Below are 18,928 nucleotides of genomic sequence, written 5' to 3' on the forward strand. Positions count from 1 at the left end.
CCCTATTTTTGCGCGTGTTTGTCAAATGTATTTGAAATAGACATAAATGGATAATAAATATATATGTAATTCATTCCGCCTGTTGTATGGAATGCTGTTGTTGACTGTCATCTATTCGTGCGCCAATATCGGCAGTCCGAACGGAGGACCCTATGATGAGACGCCTCCCAAATTCGTAAGCAGTACACCGATCCCGAACCAAATTAATTATACAGGCAAAAAGATCGAAATCCTCTTTGACGAGTTGATCCAGATCGAGAAACCTTCGGAGAACGTGATTATCACTCCGCCTCAAATGGAGCTACCGGTTATCCGCTCTGCCGGGAAGAAGGCGGTAATCGAACTGAAAGACACGTTGAAACCCAACACAACCTATACGATCGACTTCACCAATTCCATCTCCGACAATAATGAGAAAAACGTGTTCGAGAATTTCTCTTTTGCTTTTTCAACCGGAGACATAATCGACACACTCGAAGTTTCAGGAGTCTTGCTGAATGCCGAGAACCTCGAACCAATGCCAGGCATTACGATCGGTCTGCACAACAACCTGGAAGATTCCGCATTCGTGAAACTTCCGTTCGTCCGTACTTCCCGAACAAATGACAAAGGGCAGTTCACGATCCGTAATATCGCTCCCGGAACCTATCATATTTTCGCTTTGAACGATGTGAACCGCGACTATAAATTCGACCAGCCGGGCGAGGATATCGCTTTCTTGGATTCTGTCATCGTCCCTTCCTTCGAACTGACGACCCGGCAGGATACGACCTGGAAAGACAGCCTAACGATCGATACGATCCGGACGATCGGTTATACCCGGTTCTTCCCGGACAACATCGAGCTCCGCCTGTTCAAGGAAAAGTTCGAACGCCAGTATATGGTGAAGCCTGAACGCCCGGACGAAAAATACTTTACGCTGCGTTTCAACACGAAGCTGGACACCGTCCCGGTACCTCTCCCCATCAATTTTATTCCGGAAGACAGTTCTTGGTATTTTGTGCAGCAGACAGAAGGCGGTACAGCCGTCAACTACTGGCTTGTCGATTCGACCGTCTGGAAACAGGACACCCTGCAGGTCCAGGTCTCCTATCCGAAAAGTGACTCCCTGAATATCCTGCGTCCGCAAACCGACACGGTCCAGCTGGTATTACGTCGCCGTCCGGCAGAAAAGAAAAAGAAAAAAAAGAAAGACGAACCCGATCCGATCGTATTCTTAGGCATGCAGGTAGACGCTCCCGGTTCGATGGACCTGTTCGATACGATATCCGTAACCTTCAACGAACCGGTATTGGATATCAACAAAGATATGTTCTTCCTCGACCAGAAGATCGATACCATTTGGAATACGGTCGATTTCGACTTCTTCCCCGATTCGACTAACAGCCTGAACTATTTTATCAGACGTCCGTGGAAGTATGGGGAAGAATACCGTATCGAAGTAGATTCCGCCGCCATTCACAGCCTTTACGGAAAGTGGAACGATTTCTTTACCGGCGAGTTCAAGATCAAGAAGGAAGACGAATACGGTCACCTCTATCTCAATATCAACGGTGTGGACACGACTGCTTTCGTCGAGTTGCTCAGCACTGGAGACGCCCCTGTCCGCAAAGCGAAAGTAAAAGACGGCGGAGTACTCTTCATGGACTTGAAGCCTGATAAGTATTATGCCCGTATCGTGATCGACACGAATGACAACGGAGTGTGGGACACTGGTAATTATGCCGAAAAGCGACAGCCCGAAGAGGTTTATTATTCTCCCAAAATGTACGAGATCATGCAGAACTGGCAGGTCGAAGAGACATGGAATGTCAACTCCACCCCGCTGGCTAAGCAAAAGCCTCTTGAGATAACGAAGAATAAGCCGAAGGAAGCAACCAAGAAGAAAAGAAACTACAAGGATGAAAGTCAACAATCATCGTCAAGGAATAATAGCAGCGGTAACATGGGAATGCCGTTCTAAAACCGTCCGTATATGGCTGGTATTTTTATTGTTGCTATCGGCCGTATGTGCGATGGCACAGGAAATTCCGGTCCGGCACAGATTCAACTCCGGCGAGGAAGTGCAATATGAATTGTACTTCAAATGGGGCCTTTTAATGCCCCGTGCAGGCCACGCCACCCTTTCCATCCGTGATGCGGAATATGAGGGCGAGCCATCCTGCCATTACCGGCTTATCTTCCGCACCTCCGGCATTATCGAGAAAGTCTATAAGATGCGGGATACGATCGATTGTCATTTCACCCCCGACATGCTACTTCTACGAAGTGAGAAGCGGGTAAACGAAAACGACTATTATCTGATAGACGACATCCGCTTCTCCTATGACCAAAAGAAGATACTCGCTCATTCTCATCGTTATACGCCCACTCGTACGAAAATCGACACGACGCTCGTGACGGAAGAGCCTTATATGTTCGACATGCTGGGAGCAACGATGTATCTGCGCTCCCTGGACTGGAACAAGATGAAGAGTGGCGAGAGCTTTCCTTTCCAAGTGGCGATAGGGCGTGAACGCATCAACATCAGTTTCCGCTACACCGGACAACAGATCGTAGAACGGAACGAGACACTGAAATACAGAACCCGACATTTCTATATCGACATCTACGACGATGCCTTTACCCAAAGTAAGGAGGCGGCCGAAATCTGGATCGGCGACGACGAGAACCATATCCCGATCAAGATACGTGCCAAGCTGAAGATAGGCGCGGCCGAAGTTTATTACAAATCTTCCAAAGGGCTGCGCTATCCACTCACTTCGCGGGTAGAGATCAGGAGACGGTAAGTTTGAACCTGTTTTTTTATGCTACGTCCTTCGCAGAGGAAAGACGATAAGTTCCGGAAATTCCCAAATAACCCAGTTTTCTATTCCGACTACTTGTAAACATTTATGAAAGAATAATATATCTTTGCATCCAGACACTTTTTCTCTATAATCTTAAAATACCATGTATTATGCTTATTATCACTTATTTGACCTTATTATTGTTGCTGATGGCGTGTGAGGAAACGCCACAAAAAAAACCGCTTGTTCTCTGGTACGACAGCCCAGCCCGGAATTGGGACGAGGCTCTTCCCATCGGTAACGGACGAAGTGGAGCAATGATTTTCGGGAGAACCGACAACGAACAACTCCAATTAAACGAAAACACATTATACAGCGGAGAGCCTTCGGTCGTTTTCAAAGACGTAAAAATAACACCGGAAATGTTCGACAAAGTGGTCGGGCTGATGAAAGCAGGAAAATATACAGAAGCCTCCGATCTGGTCTGCAAGAACTGGCTCGGACGCTTGCACCAGTATTATCAACCGTTCGGCGACTTGCATATCCAAAACAACAAACAAGGAGAGGCCAATCGGTATAAACGGACACTGAATATCTCAGACGCCGTTGCCACAACCGTCTACGAACAGGGCGGAACACATTACGAACGGGAAGTGTTTGCTTCCCATCCGGATAACGTGATCGTCATGCGACTGAAAAGTAATACGCCGGACGGTATCGACATCTCGCTCAATTTCACTTCTCCCCACCCGACAGCCCTGCAAAAAGGGAGGGACGACCGCCTGATCCTTCACGGGCAAGCTCCCGGCTATGTGGAACGGCGTACATTCGAGCAAATCGAACAATGGGGCGACCCATACAAACACCCTGAGCTCTACGATGCAAACGGTAAACGCAAATTTAACAAACGGATGCTTTACGGTGAGGAGATCGATGGGAAAGGGATGTTCTTCGAAGCACAATTGAAACCTGTTTTCCCAAAAGACGGGAAATGTGATATTACTGACTCCGGCATCCATGTCTACGACACGGATGAAGTCTATTTTGTGCTCAGCATGGCAACCAGTTTCAATGGTTTCGACAAAAGCCCGAGCCGAGAAGGCATAGATCCTTCAGCCAAAGCAGCCGGCATCTTGGACAAAGCGCTCTCTTATAACTATCGGACACTGAAACAACGTCATACAGAGGATTATCGTTCTCTGTTCAACCGCGTCGATTTCAAACTGGCATCTTCTCCCGAACAAAAGGCGATGCCGACCGACAAACGAATCGAGCAATTCGCCCAGACAGCCGATCCTGAACTGGCAGCCCTTCTTTTCCAGTTCGGCCGTTACCTGATGATCAGCGGATCGCGTCCGGGTGGGCAGCCTCTGAACTTGCAAGGGATGTGGAATAAAGACACGATCCCGGCCTGGAACTGTGGTTACACGATTAACATCAACACGGAAATGAATTATTGGCCTGCCGAACTGACGAACCTGTCCGAATGCCAACAGCCCCTCTTCCGGATGATCCGTGAACTCGCGGTATCGGGAGCCGAGACAGCTCGAAACATGTACAACCGTCGTGGCTGGGTTGCCCATCATAACACCTCTATCTGGCGAGAATCGCTACCAAACGACAATGTGCCGACGGCCTCTTTCTGGCCGATGGTGCAAGGCTGGCTATGCAGTCATCTATGGGAACACTACCAATTCACGCAAGACGAAACATTCCTCAAAAATGAAGCTTATCCCCTGATGAAAGGAGCAGCCGAGTTTTTTGCCGACTGGCTGATCGAGGATGAAAATGGATACCTGGTGACTCCGGTAGGTGTCTCCCCAGAAAATCGCTTCATCACGGAAGATGGACAAACGGCAGCTATGAGCATGGGGCCTACGATGGACATGGCAATCATCCGCGAAACCTTTACCCGCACGATCGAGGCCTCGGAAATGTTCAATCTGGATGAATCGTTGCGGAATGAGCTGAAAAACAAACTGGCACGTCTGCAACCCTATCAAATCGGAGAACGTGGGCAACTACAGGAGTGGATATATGATTTCAAGGAAGCGGAACCTCAACACCGCCATTTCTCCCACCTGTACGGCTTCCATCCGAGTGACCAGATCACACCGGACAAAACACCGGAATTGTTTAATGCGGTTCGCAAAACGCTCGAACTACGGGGAGACCTGGCTTCCGGCTGGTCAATGGGCTGGAAAATAAACTGCTGGGCACGCCTGCTGGACGGCAATCATGCCTACAAGATCATTGCCAACCTGTTCAATCCTGTCGGATTCGGAAACAGTGCGCATAAAGGTGGAGGACTCTTCCGGAATTTATTGTGCGCACACCCTCCTTTCCAGATCGACGGCAACTTCGGCTATACGGCAGGTGTCGTTGAAATGCTGCTGCAAAGCCACACCGGATACATTCATCTGTTGCCTGCCTTGCCCGATGTATGGAAGGAAGGTTCTGTTTCCGGTCTGAAAGCACGGGGTAACTTCGAGATCGCCATGAACTGGCAGGATGGGATATTGACAGAGGTCAAGATCCGTTCATTGTCTGGGAAGAGCTGCACGCTTCGTACCGGACAGCCTTTCACCGTTAAATCGAACGATAAAACCATAGCTACATCTAAACCGATCCAGTCAAACGGTAAAGAATATTTCCAAGTGACATTCAACACACAAAAAGGCGGAACTTACCTAATCACACAATAAACACAAAGAAATGAAACAAGCATTACCATTGATCGGAATTTCTCTTTTATCTGTTGCCAGTTCACTGGCAGCAGATAAAACGCCCAATATTATTCTAATCCTAGCCGACGATATGCGGGCTTCAGGAATGAACTTTTTAGGAAAAGAACAAGTTCAAACGCCCAATTTGGACAAGTTGGCAGGAGAAAGTACCGTATTTACCAACGCTCATATCATGGGTGGCACATCCGGAGCCGTCAGTATGCCAAGCCGAGCCATGCTGATGACCGGAAAGTATCTGTATAACCTCGAAAAACAGGGAGCAACAATCCCGGATTCACACACGATGATAGGTGAAACCCTCCAGGAAGCTGGTTACAACACTTTCCATACCGGTAAATGGCACAGTAGCTATGAAGCCCTAAACCGTTGTTTCAAAGACGGGAAAGCAATCTTTTTCGGAGGTATGTGGGACCATTGGAACGTTCCCCTATACGATTACCACTCAGATATGAATTACGGAAAACGCCGCCCAGTCATCCGTAACCAAGCAAAATCGAACAAGGTCGAATATGAGAAAGGAGAATACATGTATTCGGGAAAGCATTCAGTAGACATTTTCACCCATGAAGCCATCGAATATATTCAACAGCAAAAAGATAAAAATCAACCGTTCTTCCTATCGGTTGCCTATATGTCTCCTCATGACCCTCGGAGCATGCCGGATGAATACATGCAACGTTACGATCAGGGCCAAATACAACTTCCACCCAACTTTATGGAAAAGCACCCATTCGATAACGGAGAATTAGAAATACGTGATGAGGTATTGGCAGCTATTCCCCGCCGTCCAGATGAGATCAAAAGGCATATTAGGGAATATTATGCCATGATCTCCCATGTGGACAAACGTGTAGGCGACATTATCCAAACTCTGAAAGATAACGACTTATATGAAAACACAATCATCGTATTTGCAGGAGACAACGGGTTAGCAGTCGGACAACATGGTTTGATGGGGAAACAGAACGTTTACGAACATAGCATCGGCGTCCCTTTGATGATCAAAGCAGCCGCACAACACATCGGTAAAAAAACAGCAGACCTATGCTATTTGATAGACGTTTTCCCGACCCTTTGCGACATGCTCCAACTACCTGTGCCCCGATCGGTAGACGGTGTCAGCCTGCTTTCTTCTATAAAAGGGGGAAGGCCTATTCGCGACCATCTCTATTACTGCTACATGGATAATCAACGCAGCATTTCCGACGGGATCTGGAAACTAATCGAATATCATGTAAATGGAGAACGTACGACCCAGTTATTCAAATTGAAAGACGATCCCTGGGAAATGAACAACCTTAGCGGACAAAAAAAATACAGAAAAATAATCCAGCGTCTCCGTGAAAAAATGATCGAAGATCAAAGAAAGACAAATGATACGTCTATTTTCTGGAATAATTTCAGTTATTAATTATGTTTTCGCGCACACACCATGTTTATTTAAAAATAAACTCCTATTTTTGTGGCCTGAACACATTATAAACCATTGATATGGATAAAAAAGTAATAACCTTTGGAGAAATCATGCTTAGGCTGGCCACACCAGACTATCTCCGTTTTTGTCAGAGTGATAAATTGAATGCTACCTTTGGTGGCGGTGAAGCAAACGTTGCTGTATCACTGGCTAACTATGGTATTGCGACCGAGTTTGTAACCCGTTTGCCTAAAAACGACATTGCGCGTGCTTGCGTAATGGACCTGCGTAAGTATGGTGTTGGGACTTCTCACATCGTTTACGGCGGTGACCGCTTGGGTATCTATTTCCTGGAAACAGGTGCTGTAGCCCGCGCCAGCAAAGTCGTCTATGACCGCGCTCATTCGGCTATTTCTGAAATCCAGCCGGGAATGGTAAACTGGGAAGAAGTATTCAAGGATGCATCCTGGTTCCACTGGACAGGTATTACACCAGCTATTTCACAAGGTGCGGCAGATGCTTGCCTTGAAGCTATACAAGTAGCAAACCGTATGGGCATCCCCGTATCATGCGACCTTAATTATCGCAAGAACCTGTGGAAATATGGCAAAACCGCCTCTGAAGTGATGCCGGAATTGGTTGCCGGTTGTGATGTAATTTTAGGAAACGAAGAGGATGCAGAAAAGGTATTCGGCATCAAACCGGAAGGCTTTGACGTGACAGCAACAAACGGCGAGGTGAATGCAGCCGAGTTCGAATCCGTATGTACACAGCTGATGGCCAAATTCCCGCGTGCAAAGAAAGTGATCATCACATTGCGCGGCGCTATCAATGCCAACCACAATACATGGGGCGGTGTTCTTTATGCCGACGGCAAACTGTACCAGTCTCGTCGTTATGACATTACACATATCGTTGACCGTGTAGGCGGCGGTGACTCTTTCATGGGTGGTTTGATCTATGGTCTGCTGACTTATACGACAGACGACCAGAAAGCACTCGATTTCGCTGTTGCAGCTTCTTGCCTGAAACATACTATCTACGGCGACTTCAATCAGGTGACTGTCGATGAAGTTGAAAAACTGATGGGTGGAGATGCTTCGGGACGAGTGTCAAGGTAATTGACAATTAATTCTTCATTCTTTAATCCTTTAATTTATTAATTATGGCTCGATTCAATAAAATGCAGGTACTCGACGCGATCGTCAGCACAGGAATGGTACCTGTTTACTATAATAAGGATGTAGAAATCGCAAAGCAGGTTGTCAAAGCCTGCTATGAAGGCGGTGTCCGTGCATTCGAATTCACCAATCGCGGTGACTTCGCCCACGAAGTATTTGCCGAACTGATCAAGTTCGCTGCAAAAGAATGCCCCGATCTGGTATTAGGTGTCGGCTCTATCGTAGATGCCGGAACAGCTTCCCTGTACTTGCAATTGGGGGCCAACTTCATCGTCGGTCCGTTGTTCAATCCGGAAATTGCAAAGGTGTGCAACCGTCGCTTAGTCCCGTATACACCAGGATGCGGTTCCGTTTCGGAAATCGGTTTCGCCCAAGAAGTTGGTTGTGACTTATGCAAGATTTTCCCCGCCGGAAACGTAGGCGGACCATCGTTCGTAAAGAACATTAAAGCTCCTATGCCTTGGTCCATGATCATGGCTACAGGTGCCGTAGAACCAACGGAAGAAAATCTGTCAGCCTGGTTTAAAGCTGGCGTGACTTGCGTAGGCATGGGTTCCAAGTTGTTCCCGAAAGAAATGATTGCAGCCGGCAATTGGGAGGCAATCTCCACACTTTGCCGCGACGCACTGGCAACTATTAAAAAATATCGGTAAACGATGAGAGTGTGTCAAATATAGGTATTCATGGGACGCAGACGAGCGCAGATATTATTAATTATCAACTAAATAAATCTGCATCAGTTTGCGTATTCTGACTCATCTGCGTCCGGTAATATCAATTTGACACCCTCTCACCTATCATCCATAAATCATAAATCTAAAATCATAAATCATGAAATCCTTTCTCGATTCCAATTTCCTGCTCCAGTCCGAGACAGCTCAGAAACTGTATCACGAACATGCAGCAAAAATGCCAATCATCGATTACCATTGCCACTTGATTCCACAACAGATAGCCGACAACTACCAGTTTGCCGACTTGACAGAGATATGGCTGGGTGGTGACCATTATAAATGGCGTGCGATGCGTGCCAATGGCGTACCCGAAGAATATATCACGGGAGACAAACCGGCGTACGAGAAGTTTGAAAAATGGGCTGAAACTATGCAATATGCCATGCGCAACCCGCTATATCATTGGACTCATCTTGAACTGAGTCGTATCTTCGGCATAGACAAGGTACTGAACCCATCTACCGCCCGCGAGATATACGACGAATGTACAGCCAAATTGCAAACATCCGAATTCCGCGCTCAGGCAATTATGGAGCGTATGAACGTGGAAGTCGTATGTACGACTGACGATCCGATCGATGATTTGAAATATCACGCCCAGATCCGCCAGAGTGGTCTGAAGACCAAAGTTCTGCCAGCCTGGCGCCCGGACAAGGCAATGGCCATCGAGAATGTCGATACATATAACGAATACCTGACCAAGCTGGAAGCTGCTGCCGATATGTCGATCCTCAACTTCAAAAACTTGATCGACGCTTTGCAGAAACGTCACGACTTCTTTGCATCACAGGGCTGCAGCCTGTCTGACCACGGTCTGACCACTTTCTATGCCGAACCCTACACGGATGCAGAAATTGAGGCTATCTTCCTGAAAGCACGTATGAAGAAAGAACTGACAGCCGAAGAGATCGACAAATTCCGTTCTGCCATGCTATATGAGTTTGCTGTCATGGATGCCAAAAGCGACTGGGTACAACAGTTCCACTATGGTGCAACTCGTAACAACAACGCTCGCATGTTCAAAAAGTTAGGCCCCGATACCGGCTACGATGCGATTGGAGATGCAGAAGTTGCAACTCCGCTGGCCCGTTTCCTGAGCCGTTTGGACGAAGAAGGCGTGCTGGCAAAGTCCATTTTCTACAACTTGAACCCGCGCGACAACGAGCTGCTGATGACAACGATCTACAGCTTCAACGACGGTACGGTTCCGGGCAAGATGCAGTATGGCTCCGGCTGGTGGTTCCTGGATCAGATTCACGGTATGGAAAAACAGATGAACGCATTGTCCGACTTAGGATTGCTAAGCCGCTTTGTCGGAATGCTGACAGATTCTCGTAGTTTCCTATCCTACCCACGCCATGAATACTTCCGTCGCATCCTGTGTAACATCCTGGGCCGCGAAGTGGAAGACGGTCTGCTACCGGCATCCGAACTGCCGTTTATCGGCAAGATGGTCGAAGACATCAGTTACAATAACGCAAAAGGGTATTTCGGGTTCTAAGAAATCCTCTTGAAAAAACGGGCTGCGCCAATTTCCTGCTGGCACAGCCCGTTTCCTTATTTATACACGATTAGTTCAGATCTGTAATCATCCACTTAATGACTGCATGAAGAATCGGGATATCATTCTTACAAAGATAATATCTTTACCTGTGTACCAAACAATTTACTACTTTCTTTTCGCTTTGGCTGCTGCCTCTTTAGCTTTTTGGGCTTCGCGGCGAGCTTTTTCTTTGGCTTTCAGTTTTTCTTTGTATTCGCGTTCCTTCTGCTTACGTTCTTTTTCTTTTTGCTTCAGGCGTTCCTTATACTCACGCTCTTTCTGCTTACGCAATTCTTCACGGGCTTTGAGTTTCGCCTTACGTTCAGCTTCGACCTGTTGAAGTTTGGCTTTACGGTCGCGTTCAAGCTGTTTTTCGCGTTCGGCTTTTGCTTTCAACAAAGCTTCTTCTTCAGCCTTTTGCTTCTTCAGAAGTTCCTCATTTTCTTTTGCTTTCTTTTCCTGCAATTCTTTTTCAGCCTTCTGCTGGGCTTCAAAAGCTTTGCGGGCTTCTTCCTTGCGAGCTTCCTCTTCGGCGGCCTCACGCTTGCGAAGTTCTTCGATCTCTTTTAATGTAAGTTCCTTGGGTTGCTCGATAGGAGCGACAACAGCAGGAACGGTGTCAGATAACGCAGGAACAACCGTATCTTTAGCAGCCGGTCGTACGAAAACAGTATCCGTATCCGCAGGAAGGAGTGCTTCCTCTTTATGAACAGTCATCGTGTCTTTCACGACAGGTAATATCACAGCCTCTTCTGCGATCTGCTGTTTCTGTTGCTCTTTCGGACGAACAGTTTTCTTAATGGTTTCCCGCCTTTCTTCCTGAATTTCTGTAGTCGATGTCTCCTCCGGAATATCCTCGGAATTCTGTAATCTGACCTCTTCCGCCTCGGCCTTTGCCTCTTCTTCTTTGATCTGTTCGGCAGCCATGCGAGCTTTCCAACGGGCGGCCAATTCCGGAGTGGTCTCACCAAAGTTTTCCTGGAAGAATTCAATATATTCTTCAAGCGTCTTTCCTCGCATCAACGTTTCATAGTTATCGTCGGAGATCGGAAGAATGGCCACATTCTTGTCCAAAGCGGTCGCATAACCATCTGCTCCGTAGATCATCTTATAATAATGCAAGATCTCATCCAGATTGAAGAAGCCATGGATCGTCAACATACTCATCGGACCTGCCTCTTCAAAGCTCAAGTCGAACTCCTTCACCATAAAGTTTGCGAAATTATAAGCGGCAACGGCGAAAAGCAACTGGTTACGGTCGAGTGTTCCGGCCGGGAACATCAAGAGCATCCTATAAAAAGTGTTTGGCTCCGCCGTGAAAGTACGGGCCGAATCGGCAGCCGAAAGCATACCATCTTCACCTAAACCGAAACGCAAGTTCCAGCTCATTCCCTTGATACCACCTTGAACCATCATACGTCCGCGCAGGACACCCTTCAGCATTTCACCTGCCAGCTCCGTCACATCGGCTGTCGGATATTTCTCAACCAAGGCTTTCAAAGCATTCTTGAAACCTTCGGCATCCCCGGCCTGCACATAGGTCAGTGCTTCGAGGAACATGAACTTCGGCAACAGATCTGCCAAGGGATACTTGGCACTGACATCGCGGTAATTACGACGTACGGTGACCGTATCTTCCGCCAGGTAACTTGCATAAGTCGCCTGATAGATCGAATCCTGCACCTTATCCATCATCCGGATATTATATTCATAATTCGGGTCGGCAATTGCAATCGCATAATCCGATTCCGGAAAAGTCGTGACCAATTTATTCTTATAAGTAGTAGCAAGCACTTGGTCCCCAGAACGAAGTGCCATCAGATAGACCTGATAATAGCTTTCCAAAAGATGGCTATGCTTCGGGAAACGGCGTTCCAGTTCCTCAAAGGCTTCGGTAGCCAACGGGATATCTTCAAGCTTGTCCTTATAAATCATAGCCATGTTATAGAGACCATCTTCTATGATCACGTTAGAAGATTCGATATCTTCGGGTGTCAACGGGAGCTGCTGAATGTAATACTCACGTGTTTTCGGATCGTCGGATGCTACAGGCTCCAGCCCGAGTTCGAGCGAATCTGCCGGCATTTCGTTCGGTTCGCCCGTTTCCCCTTCAGCCATGCCTTCATTCTCGTCCATTCCGTTTTCATCGAAAGTGGACATCTCTTTTTTGCGGCGGCGCCAGTTATCTTCCAGCGCACGCCGTCCCCACTTACGCTGGAAAGCGGTCTTCCCTTGTGATACGGCTTGCGGGTTATAGAAATAAAAACCGGCCCCTCCGGATGTCGTCGGTAATGTGATACCGCCCGTCTCTGTGCCCGGCCGATCGATACCGGTTCCTTTTGCCTCCTGTTCCGCCAGATAGGCTTCTTTCTCAGCAAGCGCTTTAGCTTCTTCTTCCTCTTTTTTCACCTGCTCGATAATCTTATCGATCACAGCAAGCCGTTCAGCTTCTGGCATTTTGGCAAGGGTTTGCAAACTATCCTGCAAATGAACCGCCTCCACATGCACAACCAACTCATCCAGAATAGCAGACAGTTTAGAGACTCGTTCATAGTCTTTATACTCTTTCTGTATGCCGGACAATGCACCGCTAAAGTTCGGTTGCGCCTTGACATAGTCACGCTTCTGGAAATAAAGATCACCCAACTTGATCTGACAGATCGCCTTATCCAAGCCGTTCTGGGTACTTTTCTCCACGCCCAACTCATAGTTCTTGATAGCATTCACCGTATCTTCCCGGCTCATATAGACGTTGCCCAACGCATAATAGACTTGGTCAAGCAGATCCTTGTTCTTATCACTTTTTGCCATCCTCCCCAACATCTTGATCACTTTCTGATAATTACCGCCGGTGAATACTTCGGTCTGACGGATACGGGCAGCAAACTCCAGCTCATAGGGAGGATTGGCTTTGATCACCTGCCCAAACATCTGGTAAGCAAGTCCATTCTGATCCTGTTCAGCGTAAATTTGCCCCAACAAGTACTTCATCCGAGTACGCTGGAGCCGGTTCTTCTCCGCCTTGATCGCTGTCTTGAAATAAGGGACCGCTTCTTCATATTGCTTATTCTTCACCAAGTAGTCGGCATATACCGTCGCATACTGGTTCAAGTTCTTGCGGGGAATACCGTTCGTATTCAGTTTCCCTAAGATATCTTCCGCTTCATAAAACCATTCCATCTCGGAATAGCAGCGGGCTTGCCAGAGACGGGCTTCGGCCACAACCTCTTCATCATGGGCATAATGGCGGGCAATGTAGGAGAAGGTGGCAGATGCCTGCAAGAAATCGGCGTTATAGAACTGCGCCTGCCCCATCATCAACCAGCACTTTTTGAGGAACGGATTGTATTCTTCCTGTTCCTGCCAGGCACGTTGCTTGGGATCGTTGCGCCATCCTGGCTTCTTAGGTGGCTTTGCCTTGATGGAGTGGAGCTTGATCGCTTTATTGCTTTTCTCGATCGCCCGGTCGAAAGGACCTCCCGTTTCAGGCTTGTCTTTGGGCTCGGCACTGATCGGGTACATCAGGATCATGTCAGAATAGCTTTCCTTATAGCCGTTCTGCATGGAAAGCAACGCTTCGTCAAACGATGTTTTTCCGTTGAAATAGATATTATAGCGGGAATTAAAAGCGTGATAGAAGCGGCTTGCCTTGGTATTCTTCTTCGTACTGCAAGACCAAAACAAAGAGACAATCAATAATGCAATTATATAGTAGAAACCTTTCTTCATTGTATTTGTTTGTGAGATAAATGATGATTTGCCGATGTTAAACATGGATGGCATGGTTATAAAAATCATACCGATAAATCATCTTCTACACTAATTCTTTAACGCTCCAATAGGGCTTTTATTGCCTTGACTACTAAAAAGAAAAGGACAAGGACAAGAATAATAAACGCTCCGGAAGGCACATTCAGAAAATAAGAAAGAACAAGCCCGGACACACATCCCAGGAAACCGATAACAATACTTCCGAGAATAATCTTCTTGAAGTCTGACGTAAAAAGGTTTACAGTGATCTGAGGCAATGTCAGTAGACTCATCAGAAGCATAATCCCAACCAGACGGATCGAAAGGACGATCGTCACGGCGATAAAGAACATCATCACATATTCTATCCACTTGACAGGCAACCCTTGTGTCACAGCAAAATCCCTGTCAAACGCCACATAAACAATCTCCCGCAGGAAAAGGGTAAAAAGAACCACCAGCAATAACGCCAAAGCAGCAATCCAGATAATATCTCCCGTCGAAACAGTCAGAATATTCCCAAAAAGGTAGGCAGAAAGATTCGGTGCATATCCGGGTGTCAGGAATATGAAAATGACGCCCAATGCCATCCCTAACGACCAGACACCGGCAATGGCAGAGTCTTCACGCACATTCTGCGTCTTGCTCACCCACTCCACCCCGAATGCGGAGAGTACGGAAAACAACATCGCCATCAGGATCGGATTCATCCCAAGATAGAAACCTAATCCCAACCCTCCGAAAGAAGCATGCGTGATACCTCCACTGATAAAAACAAGTCGTCGTGACACGATATACGTCCCGACAATCCCACAAGCGATCGCGGTTAGCAGACTGCCCAAAAGAGCATGTTGGAAAAAACCATATTGAAGTAAATCCATTTTCTATCTTCTTTATCCTTTTTTATGGTTTCCCGGCAGGAAGCTTTCATTTCATTATAGGGAAACTCCTGTTTCATGCCTATGAAACTTTTGTTCCACACAAGGGAAATTTTCGTTTCATGCCTATGGAACCTAATGTATGCGCCGTTCGCCGACAATCAGGAACGCCTCGTCCTTCAACTCATCCGGTAAATTAATGGCACGAAGTTGCAGACTACGCAGCCAACCAGCCACCTCTATTTCCTTCAACGTATAAAGCACATCACGAAACTCATTCACGGCATCTTCATCGTAAGCATCGGCCTCGACTCCCTGGAAGCGGTCCAGTTCTTCATCGTCATAATACTCGATTTTTTTGCTTACTGCTGCCAGCAGGCTGTCGCGTTCGCAAGTTTCATGTTGTCCGCAACATTCGTCAGTGACAAGCTCCTGTGCTTCGGGGATTTCGGTAATCTCCCCGCGTTCCAGCATCTTCTGCAATTTCCGGTTCCGAAAATAACCGGCAATGGCAGCAACGATACCCAAAACGACTATTCCTATTACTATATACCACATGATAATTAAGAATTAATAATTAATAATGAAATTAAGGGAGCTGGCGGCTGATTACCAATTGCCAACTGCCAATCATCCATTGTCAATTATGATAAAGCCGGCTTTTTTCAGGTCTTCCCAAAAGTGCGGATAACTCTTGCGGACCACCTGCGGATCGGCAATCTCAATTCCTTCCGACACAACCAGGGCGACGGGTGCAAAGGCCATTGCCATCCGGTGATCTTCATAGGTCGCGATCACCGGATGTGCTTGTGGTTCACAACGTTCGCCGTTCCATTCTAAAATACTGTCGTTGCTGTCTGTCAAGAGATACCCTAATTTACAAAGCTCCGTCTTAAGCGCTTCAATACGGTCGGTTTCTTTTATCTTCAGACTTTGCAAACCGGTGAAGCGGAAAGGGATATTTAATAACACACAGGTTACGACAAAGGTTTGAGCCAGATCCGGCTCATTGACGAAGTTATAATTCAGTTTTTTTGTCCTGTTCCCATTGTACTTCAAAATAACACCCCGATCCGTATAAGTCGTGCCCACACCAAGCTGTGCAAACAATTTGGCTCCGGCGGCATCTCCTTGCAAACTGTTCTTAAATAGTCCCAACAACTCGATTTCAGCATTCTTAGACAACGCCATCATGGAATACCAGTAGGAAGCGGCGCTCCAGTCGGATTCGACGGTAAAAGGTATCGGATGATAGTCCTGCGGCCTTACTTTAATGGTCTGCCCACTCCAGTCCGCCTTTACCCCATATTGCTCCATCAGCTGTAATGTCAGGTTAATATAAGGTTTTGAAATTATAGCACCTTCAAGATGCAACGTCAGCCCCTTCTCCATTAGGGGCGCGATCATCAACAACGCTGAAATGTACTGCGAACTGACCCCGCCTGCAAGCGAAATCTCACCTCCCTGCAGCGCACTTCCGAAAATGCGAAGAGGAGGATACCCTTCCTTCTCCATATATTCCACCCTTGCCCCCAACGAATTCAGTGCATCCACCAGTATCTTGATCGGCCGGTTCTTCATCCGCTGGGTCCCGGTAATCGTCCATTCGCCCACCACCTTAGACAAAAAAGCCGTCAGGAACCGCATCGCAGTCCCCGCGGCTTTTATATCAAAGTCACGATCATTCGAATTCAATGCCTTCACCATCACTTCCGTATCATCGCAATCCGACAAATTTCGAATTTCATACGGACTATAGCTCAACGCATTAAGTATCAACGCACGATTACAGATACTCTTGGATGCGGGAAGCTTGATGGAAGCTTTCAGTGAAACAGGACTCTTTACAACGTAGCTCATATCTCTGCATTAAAATGGAGTACAAAAGTACGGATTTTATTGGGAAGATATGACTAATATTGTCCTGATATAGCTATTTTATTTTCCGATAAATCATTTCCAAAGTCGCTAATCTTGTCGTTTTCCCGGCTTCTATGCCCGGCAGGTCCGTTCCGCTCAACTTTTTCCAGGCGGCCAGAGTCGTTGCATCCACCGGCTCCTGCAAACGTGCAGTCCATTCGGGAAGGTAGCCGCGCAGTCCCAAATACTGCACCATGCGGAAGTGAGGACTCGTGTAATCCACATCCTTGAAATACATAAGCGTCGCTTTCTGGTCGATCAGTTTGTCCTGTAGGCGGGAGAGGTCGATATTCTGCACCTTCACCTTCCCGTCGATCGAAAGGGCAGAGGCGATACCGGCGGCCTGTCCCATCGCCATCCAGCAAGGCTCCATGCGCAGGGTGGAAAATCCGATGTGCGAACCCGAAACCGGGACGGGCAACAGAAGGTTGTCCACCTCTTTCGGAACCATCACGCCATAGGGGACTGTATATACCGCCGACGGATAACTCAGGAAGCCGTCCAGATGCACCCTTCCTTTTTCTCTTTTCCGCACCGCATGCGAATCCAGCGCATAATGGCTGGCCGTTATGCTGCTTTCGTGGATGGGCGGGCGGCTGCCGATCGTTACCGGAATGGCATCGTTGGCGGTAAAGAAATAGGCGCCTTCGAAACGACGGCCCTCACGGACGTAGACCTGGCGTGGGAAATGTCCGTTGTCCGCATATTCGTCTTTCGAAAGGCCCCATTCTTTTGCCGCTTTGCGGAAGTGGGCGGGCAGTTCGGGATCGTTTTGGGCGAACCAGAAAAGACCTTCGGTGTATTCGCGCAGACGTTGGGCGAACTTGTCACGCCATTCCCACGAAGAAGTGGGCCAAGGCCAGTTTTCCTCAGGCAGGTCGGTGGAGACGAACACGCCGTGCTGGTTATTGGCGTCCGTCTTCATGTTCGGGACATGGACGATGTTGGTGATCTTGGCGATCCCCCATTTGTCACCCGGAAGTTTGGATGGGTTGCCGGCCTTGATATGCTTCCGGTTCTCTTCCATCATTTCGGGTGTCACGCGTTGCATGGCGGCATCCGTGTTGCGTCCGGTCCAGACATCCTCCACGATGGAGGCATAGTCTTCGCGGTTGTAACGGGCCGGCTTGGTGAAGGCCACGCGGTTCGCCGGATTGTTGGTCAGACAGAGGCGGTAATTGTAGGACTGCACGGCATTGTCTTTCTTGAACGTGCTGCCGTCCCCTTCCGGACCGCCCCAATATTTGTAGACGCGTCCGGCTCCAGGTTCGCCGAACTCGTCTTTCCCTTCGCGCCCTACACGGAAAGGAACGCCGGCGGCGGCTCCGAGGTCACCTTCGTAGGTGGCATCCAGGAATACCGAACCGGTGTATTCCTCCATCTCTCCGGTTTCCCGGTTCAGGATGCGGATCTTTTCGATGCGGTTATCGCGCATAACTATGTTTTCATCTTCGGCATCGAACTGACGCATGGTCAGGACCGTGATCTTGTCCTTCTGTCCGTCGAGCATCTTCTGGAAGATGCGTGCTCCGACGGAGGGTTCGAAGTGGTAACCGTCACTGCATACTTTCACCTGCTCGGAAGCAGGACCGTAGGTATCGATATAGTGTTGCTTCACCGCGTCTACAAACTCACGGAACAGACCGGTCGTTGCGGCACGGGTGGCGATGTCAGTTGCTCCGAGTCCGTTGGCGGGCAGTCCGCCGACATAGCGGGTTCGTTCGAGTATCACCGATTTTTTCCCCATCCGGGCGGCAGAGATGGCTGCCATGATCCCTCCGGGATTCCCTCCGACGATCACCAGGTCGTAGGACGATTGGCCGAAAGCGGTCGCACAGGCTAAAAGGAGGGAGAGTACAAGTGTTTTCTTTCTCATAAAATGCTATTTACAGTTTAATATTTCTTGTGCGTAACGGGCATAATAACTTTACAAACCGTTTACATATTATCAAAAGCTATAAAAACAAGTATT

General features: G+C 47.9%; 12 protein-coding genes. 7 read left to right on the forward strand and 5 right to left on the reverse strand.

Annotated features, from left to right (window positions below; genetic code table 11):
* Nucleotides 1-46 precede the first annotated feature (46 nt).
* The 7 genes from NQ564_RS14745 (at nt 47) to uxaC (ending at nt 10,366) form a co-directional block, all read left to right on the forward strand.
* Complete coding sequence (locus tag NQ564_RS14745) at nt 47-1,963, forward strand: Ig-like domain-containing protein (RefSeq protein ID WP_039847991.1); 1,917 nt, start codon at nt 47-49, stop codon at nt 1,961-1,963.
* Nucleotides 1,902-2,789: a DUF3108 domain-containing protein gene (locus NQ564_RS14750; RefSeq protein WP_039847992.1), complete on the forward strand. Its 888-nt coding sequence runs from the start codon at nt 1,902-1,904 to the stop codon at nt 2,787-2,789. The genes NQ564_RS14745 and NQ564_RS14750 overlap by 62 nt, the downstream gene beginning before the upstream one ends.
* Nucleotides 2,790-2,959: 170 nt before the next feature.
* Complete coding sequence (locus tag NQ564_RS14755; RefSeq protein WP_008146463.1) at nt 2,960-5,494, forward strand: glycoside hydrolase family 95 protein; 2,535 nt, start codon at nt 2,960-2,962, stop codon at nt 5,492-5,494.
* A 10-nt stretch (nt 5,495-5,504) separates the two neighbouring features.
* A complete protein-coding gene (locus NQ564_RS14760) occupies nt 5,505-6,947 on the forward strand; it encodes a sulfatase-like hydrolase/transferase (protein WP_008146464.1) in 1,443 nt (480 codons plus the stop codon).
* 80 nt (nt 6,948-7,027) lie between these two features.
* Complete coding sequence (locus NQ564_RS14765) at nt 7,028-8,071, forward strand: sugar kinase (RefSeq protein ID WP_008146465.1); 1,044 nt, start codon at nt 7,028-7,030, stop codon at nt 8,069-8,071.
* Between the two features lie 44 nt (nt 8,072-8,115).
* A complete protein-coding gene (locus tag NQ564_RS14770; RefSeq protein ID WP_008146466.1) occupies nt 8,116-8,784 on the forward strand; it encodes a bifunctional 4-hydroxy-2-oxoglutarate aldolase/2-dehydro-3-deoxy-phosphogluconate aldolase in 669 nt (222 codons plus the stop codon).
* 178 nt (nt 8,785-8,962) lie between these two features.
* Nucleotides 8,963-10,366, forward strand: a complete 1,404-nt coding sequence (uxaC, locus tag NQ564_RS14775; protein WP_008146467.1) for a glucuronate isomerase — start codon at nt 8,963-8,965, stop codon at nt 10,364-10,366.
* 168 nt (nt 10,367-10,534) lie between these two features.
* On the opposite strand, the gene porW is transcribed toward uxaC, so the two are convergent.
* The 5 genes from porW to NQ564_RS14800 all read right to left on the reverse strand — a co-directional run bounded on the left by porW (nt 10,535) and on the right by NQ564_RS14800 (nt 18,832).
* Nucleotides 10,535-14,137 carry a type IX secretion system periplasmic lipoprotein PorW/SprE gene (porW, locus tag NQ564_RS14780; RefSeq protein ID WP_039848026.1) on the reverse strand — a complete coding sequence of 1,201 codons (3,603 nt, stop codon included), beginning with the start codon at nt 14,135-14,137 and terminating at the stop codon, nt 10,535-10,537.
* A 98-nt stretch (nt 14,138-14,235) separates the two neighbouring features.
* Nucleotides 14,236-15,039, reverse strand: coding sequence for a metal ABC transporter permease (locus NQ564_RS14785; RefSeq protein WP_008146469.1), 804 nt, complete (start codon nt 15,037-15,039; stop codon nt 14,236-14,238).
* A gap of 132 nt (nt 15,040-15,171) precedes the next feature.
* A complete protein-coding gene (locus tag NQ564_RS14790) occupies nt 15,172-15,594 on the reverse strand; it encodes a hypothetical protein (RefSeq protein WP_021862383.1) in 423 nt (140 codons plus the stop codon).
* Nucleotides 15,595-15,666: 72 nt separating this feature from the next.
* Nucleotides 15,667-16,896 carry a 3-phosphoshikimate 1-carboxyvinyltransferase gene (locus tag NQ564_RS14795; RefSeq protein WP_008146472.1) on the reverse strand — a complete coding sequence of 410 codons (1,230 nt, stop codon included), beginning with the start codon at nt 16,894-16,896 and terminating at the stop codon, nt 15,667-15,669.
* Nucleotides 16,897-16,969: 73 nt separating this feature from the next.
* The gene (locus NQ564_RS14800) at nt 16,970-18,832 is read right to left on the reverse strand and encodes an FAD-dependent oxidoreductase (protein WP_008155931.1); all 1,863 of its coding nucleotides are present in this window, start codon (nt 18,830-18,832) and stop codon (nt 16,970-16,972) included.
* Between the last annotated feature and the right edge of the window lie 96 nt (nt 18,833-18,928).

The organism is Parabacteroides johnsonii DSM 18315 (assembly GCF_025151045.1).
In the GTDB taxonomy this organism is placed as follows: domain Bacteria; phylum Bacteroidota; class Bacteroidia; order Bacteroidales; family Tannerellaceae; genus Parabacteroides; species Parabacteroides johnsonii.

Coding starts and splice junctions, on each gene's coding strand:
- NQ564_RS14745 (WP_039847991.1), top strand. CDS start 47: ATGGATAATAAATATATATGTAATTCATTCCGCCTGTTGTATGGAATG.
- NQ564_RS14750 (WP_039847992.1), top strand. CDS start 1,902: ATGAAAGTCAACAATCATCGTCAAGGAATAATAGCAGCGGTAACATGG.
- NQ564_RS14755 (WP_008146463.1), top strand. CDS start 2,960: ATGCTTATTATCACTTATTTGACCTTATTATTGTTGCTGATGGCGTGT.
- NQ564_RS14760 (WP_008146464.1), top strand. CDS start 5,505: ATGAAACAAGCATTACCATTGATCGGAATTTCTCTTTTATCTGTTGCC.
- NQ564_RS14765 (WP_008146465.1), top strand. CDS start 7,028: ATGGATAAAAAAGTAATAACCTTTGGAGAAATCATGCTTAGGCTGGCC.
- NQ564_RS14770 (WP_008146466.1), top strand. CDS start 8,116: ATGGCTCGATTCAATAAAATGCAGGTACTCGACGCGATCGTCAGCACA.
- uxaC (WP_008146467.1), top strand. CDS start 8,963: ATGAAATCCTTTCTCGATTCCAATTTCCTGCTCCAGTCCGAGACAGCT.
- porW (WP_039848026.1), bottom strand. CDS start 14,137: ATGAAGAAAGGTTTCTACTATATAATTGCATTATTGATTGTCTCTTTG.
- NQ564_RS14785 (WP_008146469.1), bottom strand. CDS start 15,039: ATGGATTTACTTCAATATGGTTTTTTCCAACATGCTCTTTTGGGCAGT.
- NQ564_RS14790 (WP_021862383.1), bottom strand. CDS start 15,594: ATGTGGTATATAGTAATAGGAATAGTCGTTTTGGGTATCGTTGCTGCC.
- NQ564_RS14795 (WP_008146472.1), bottom strand. CDS start 16,896: ATGAGCTACGTTGTAAAGAGTCCTGTTTCACTGAAAGCTTCCATCAAG.
- NQ564_RS14800 (WP_008155931.1), bottom strand. CDS start 18,832: ATGAGAAAGAAAACACTTGTACTCTCCCTCCTTTTAGCCTGTGCGACC.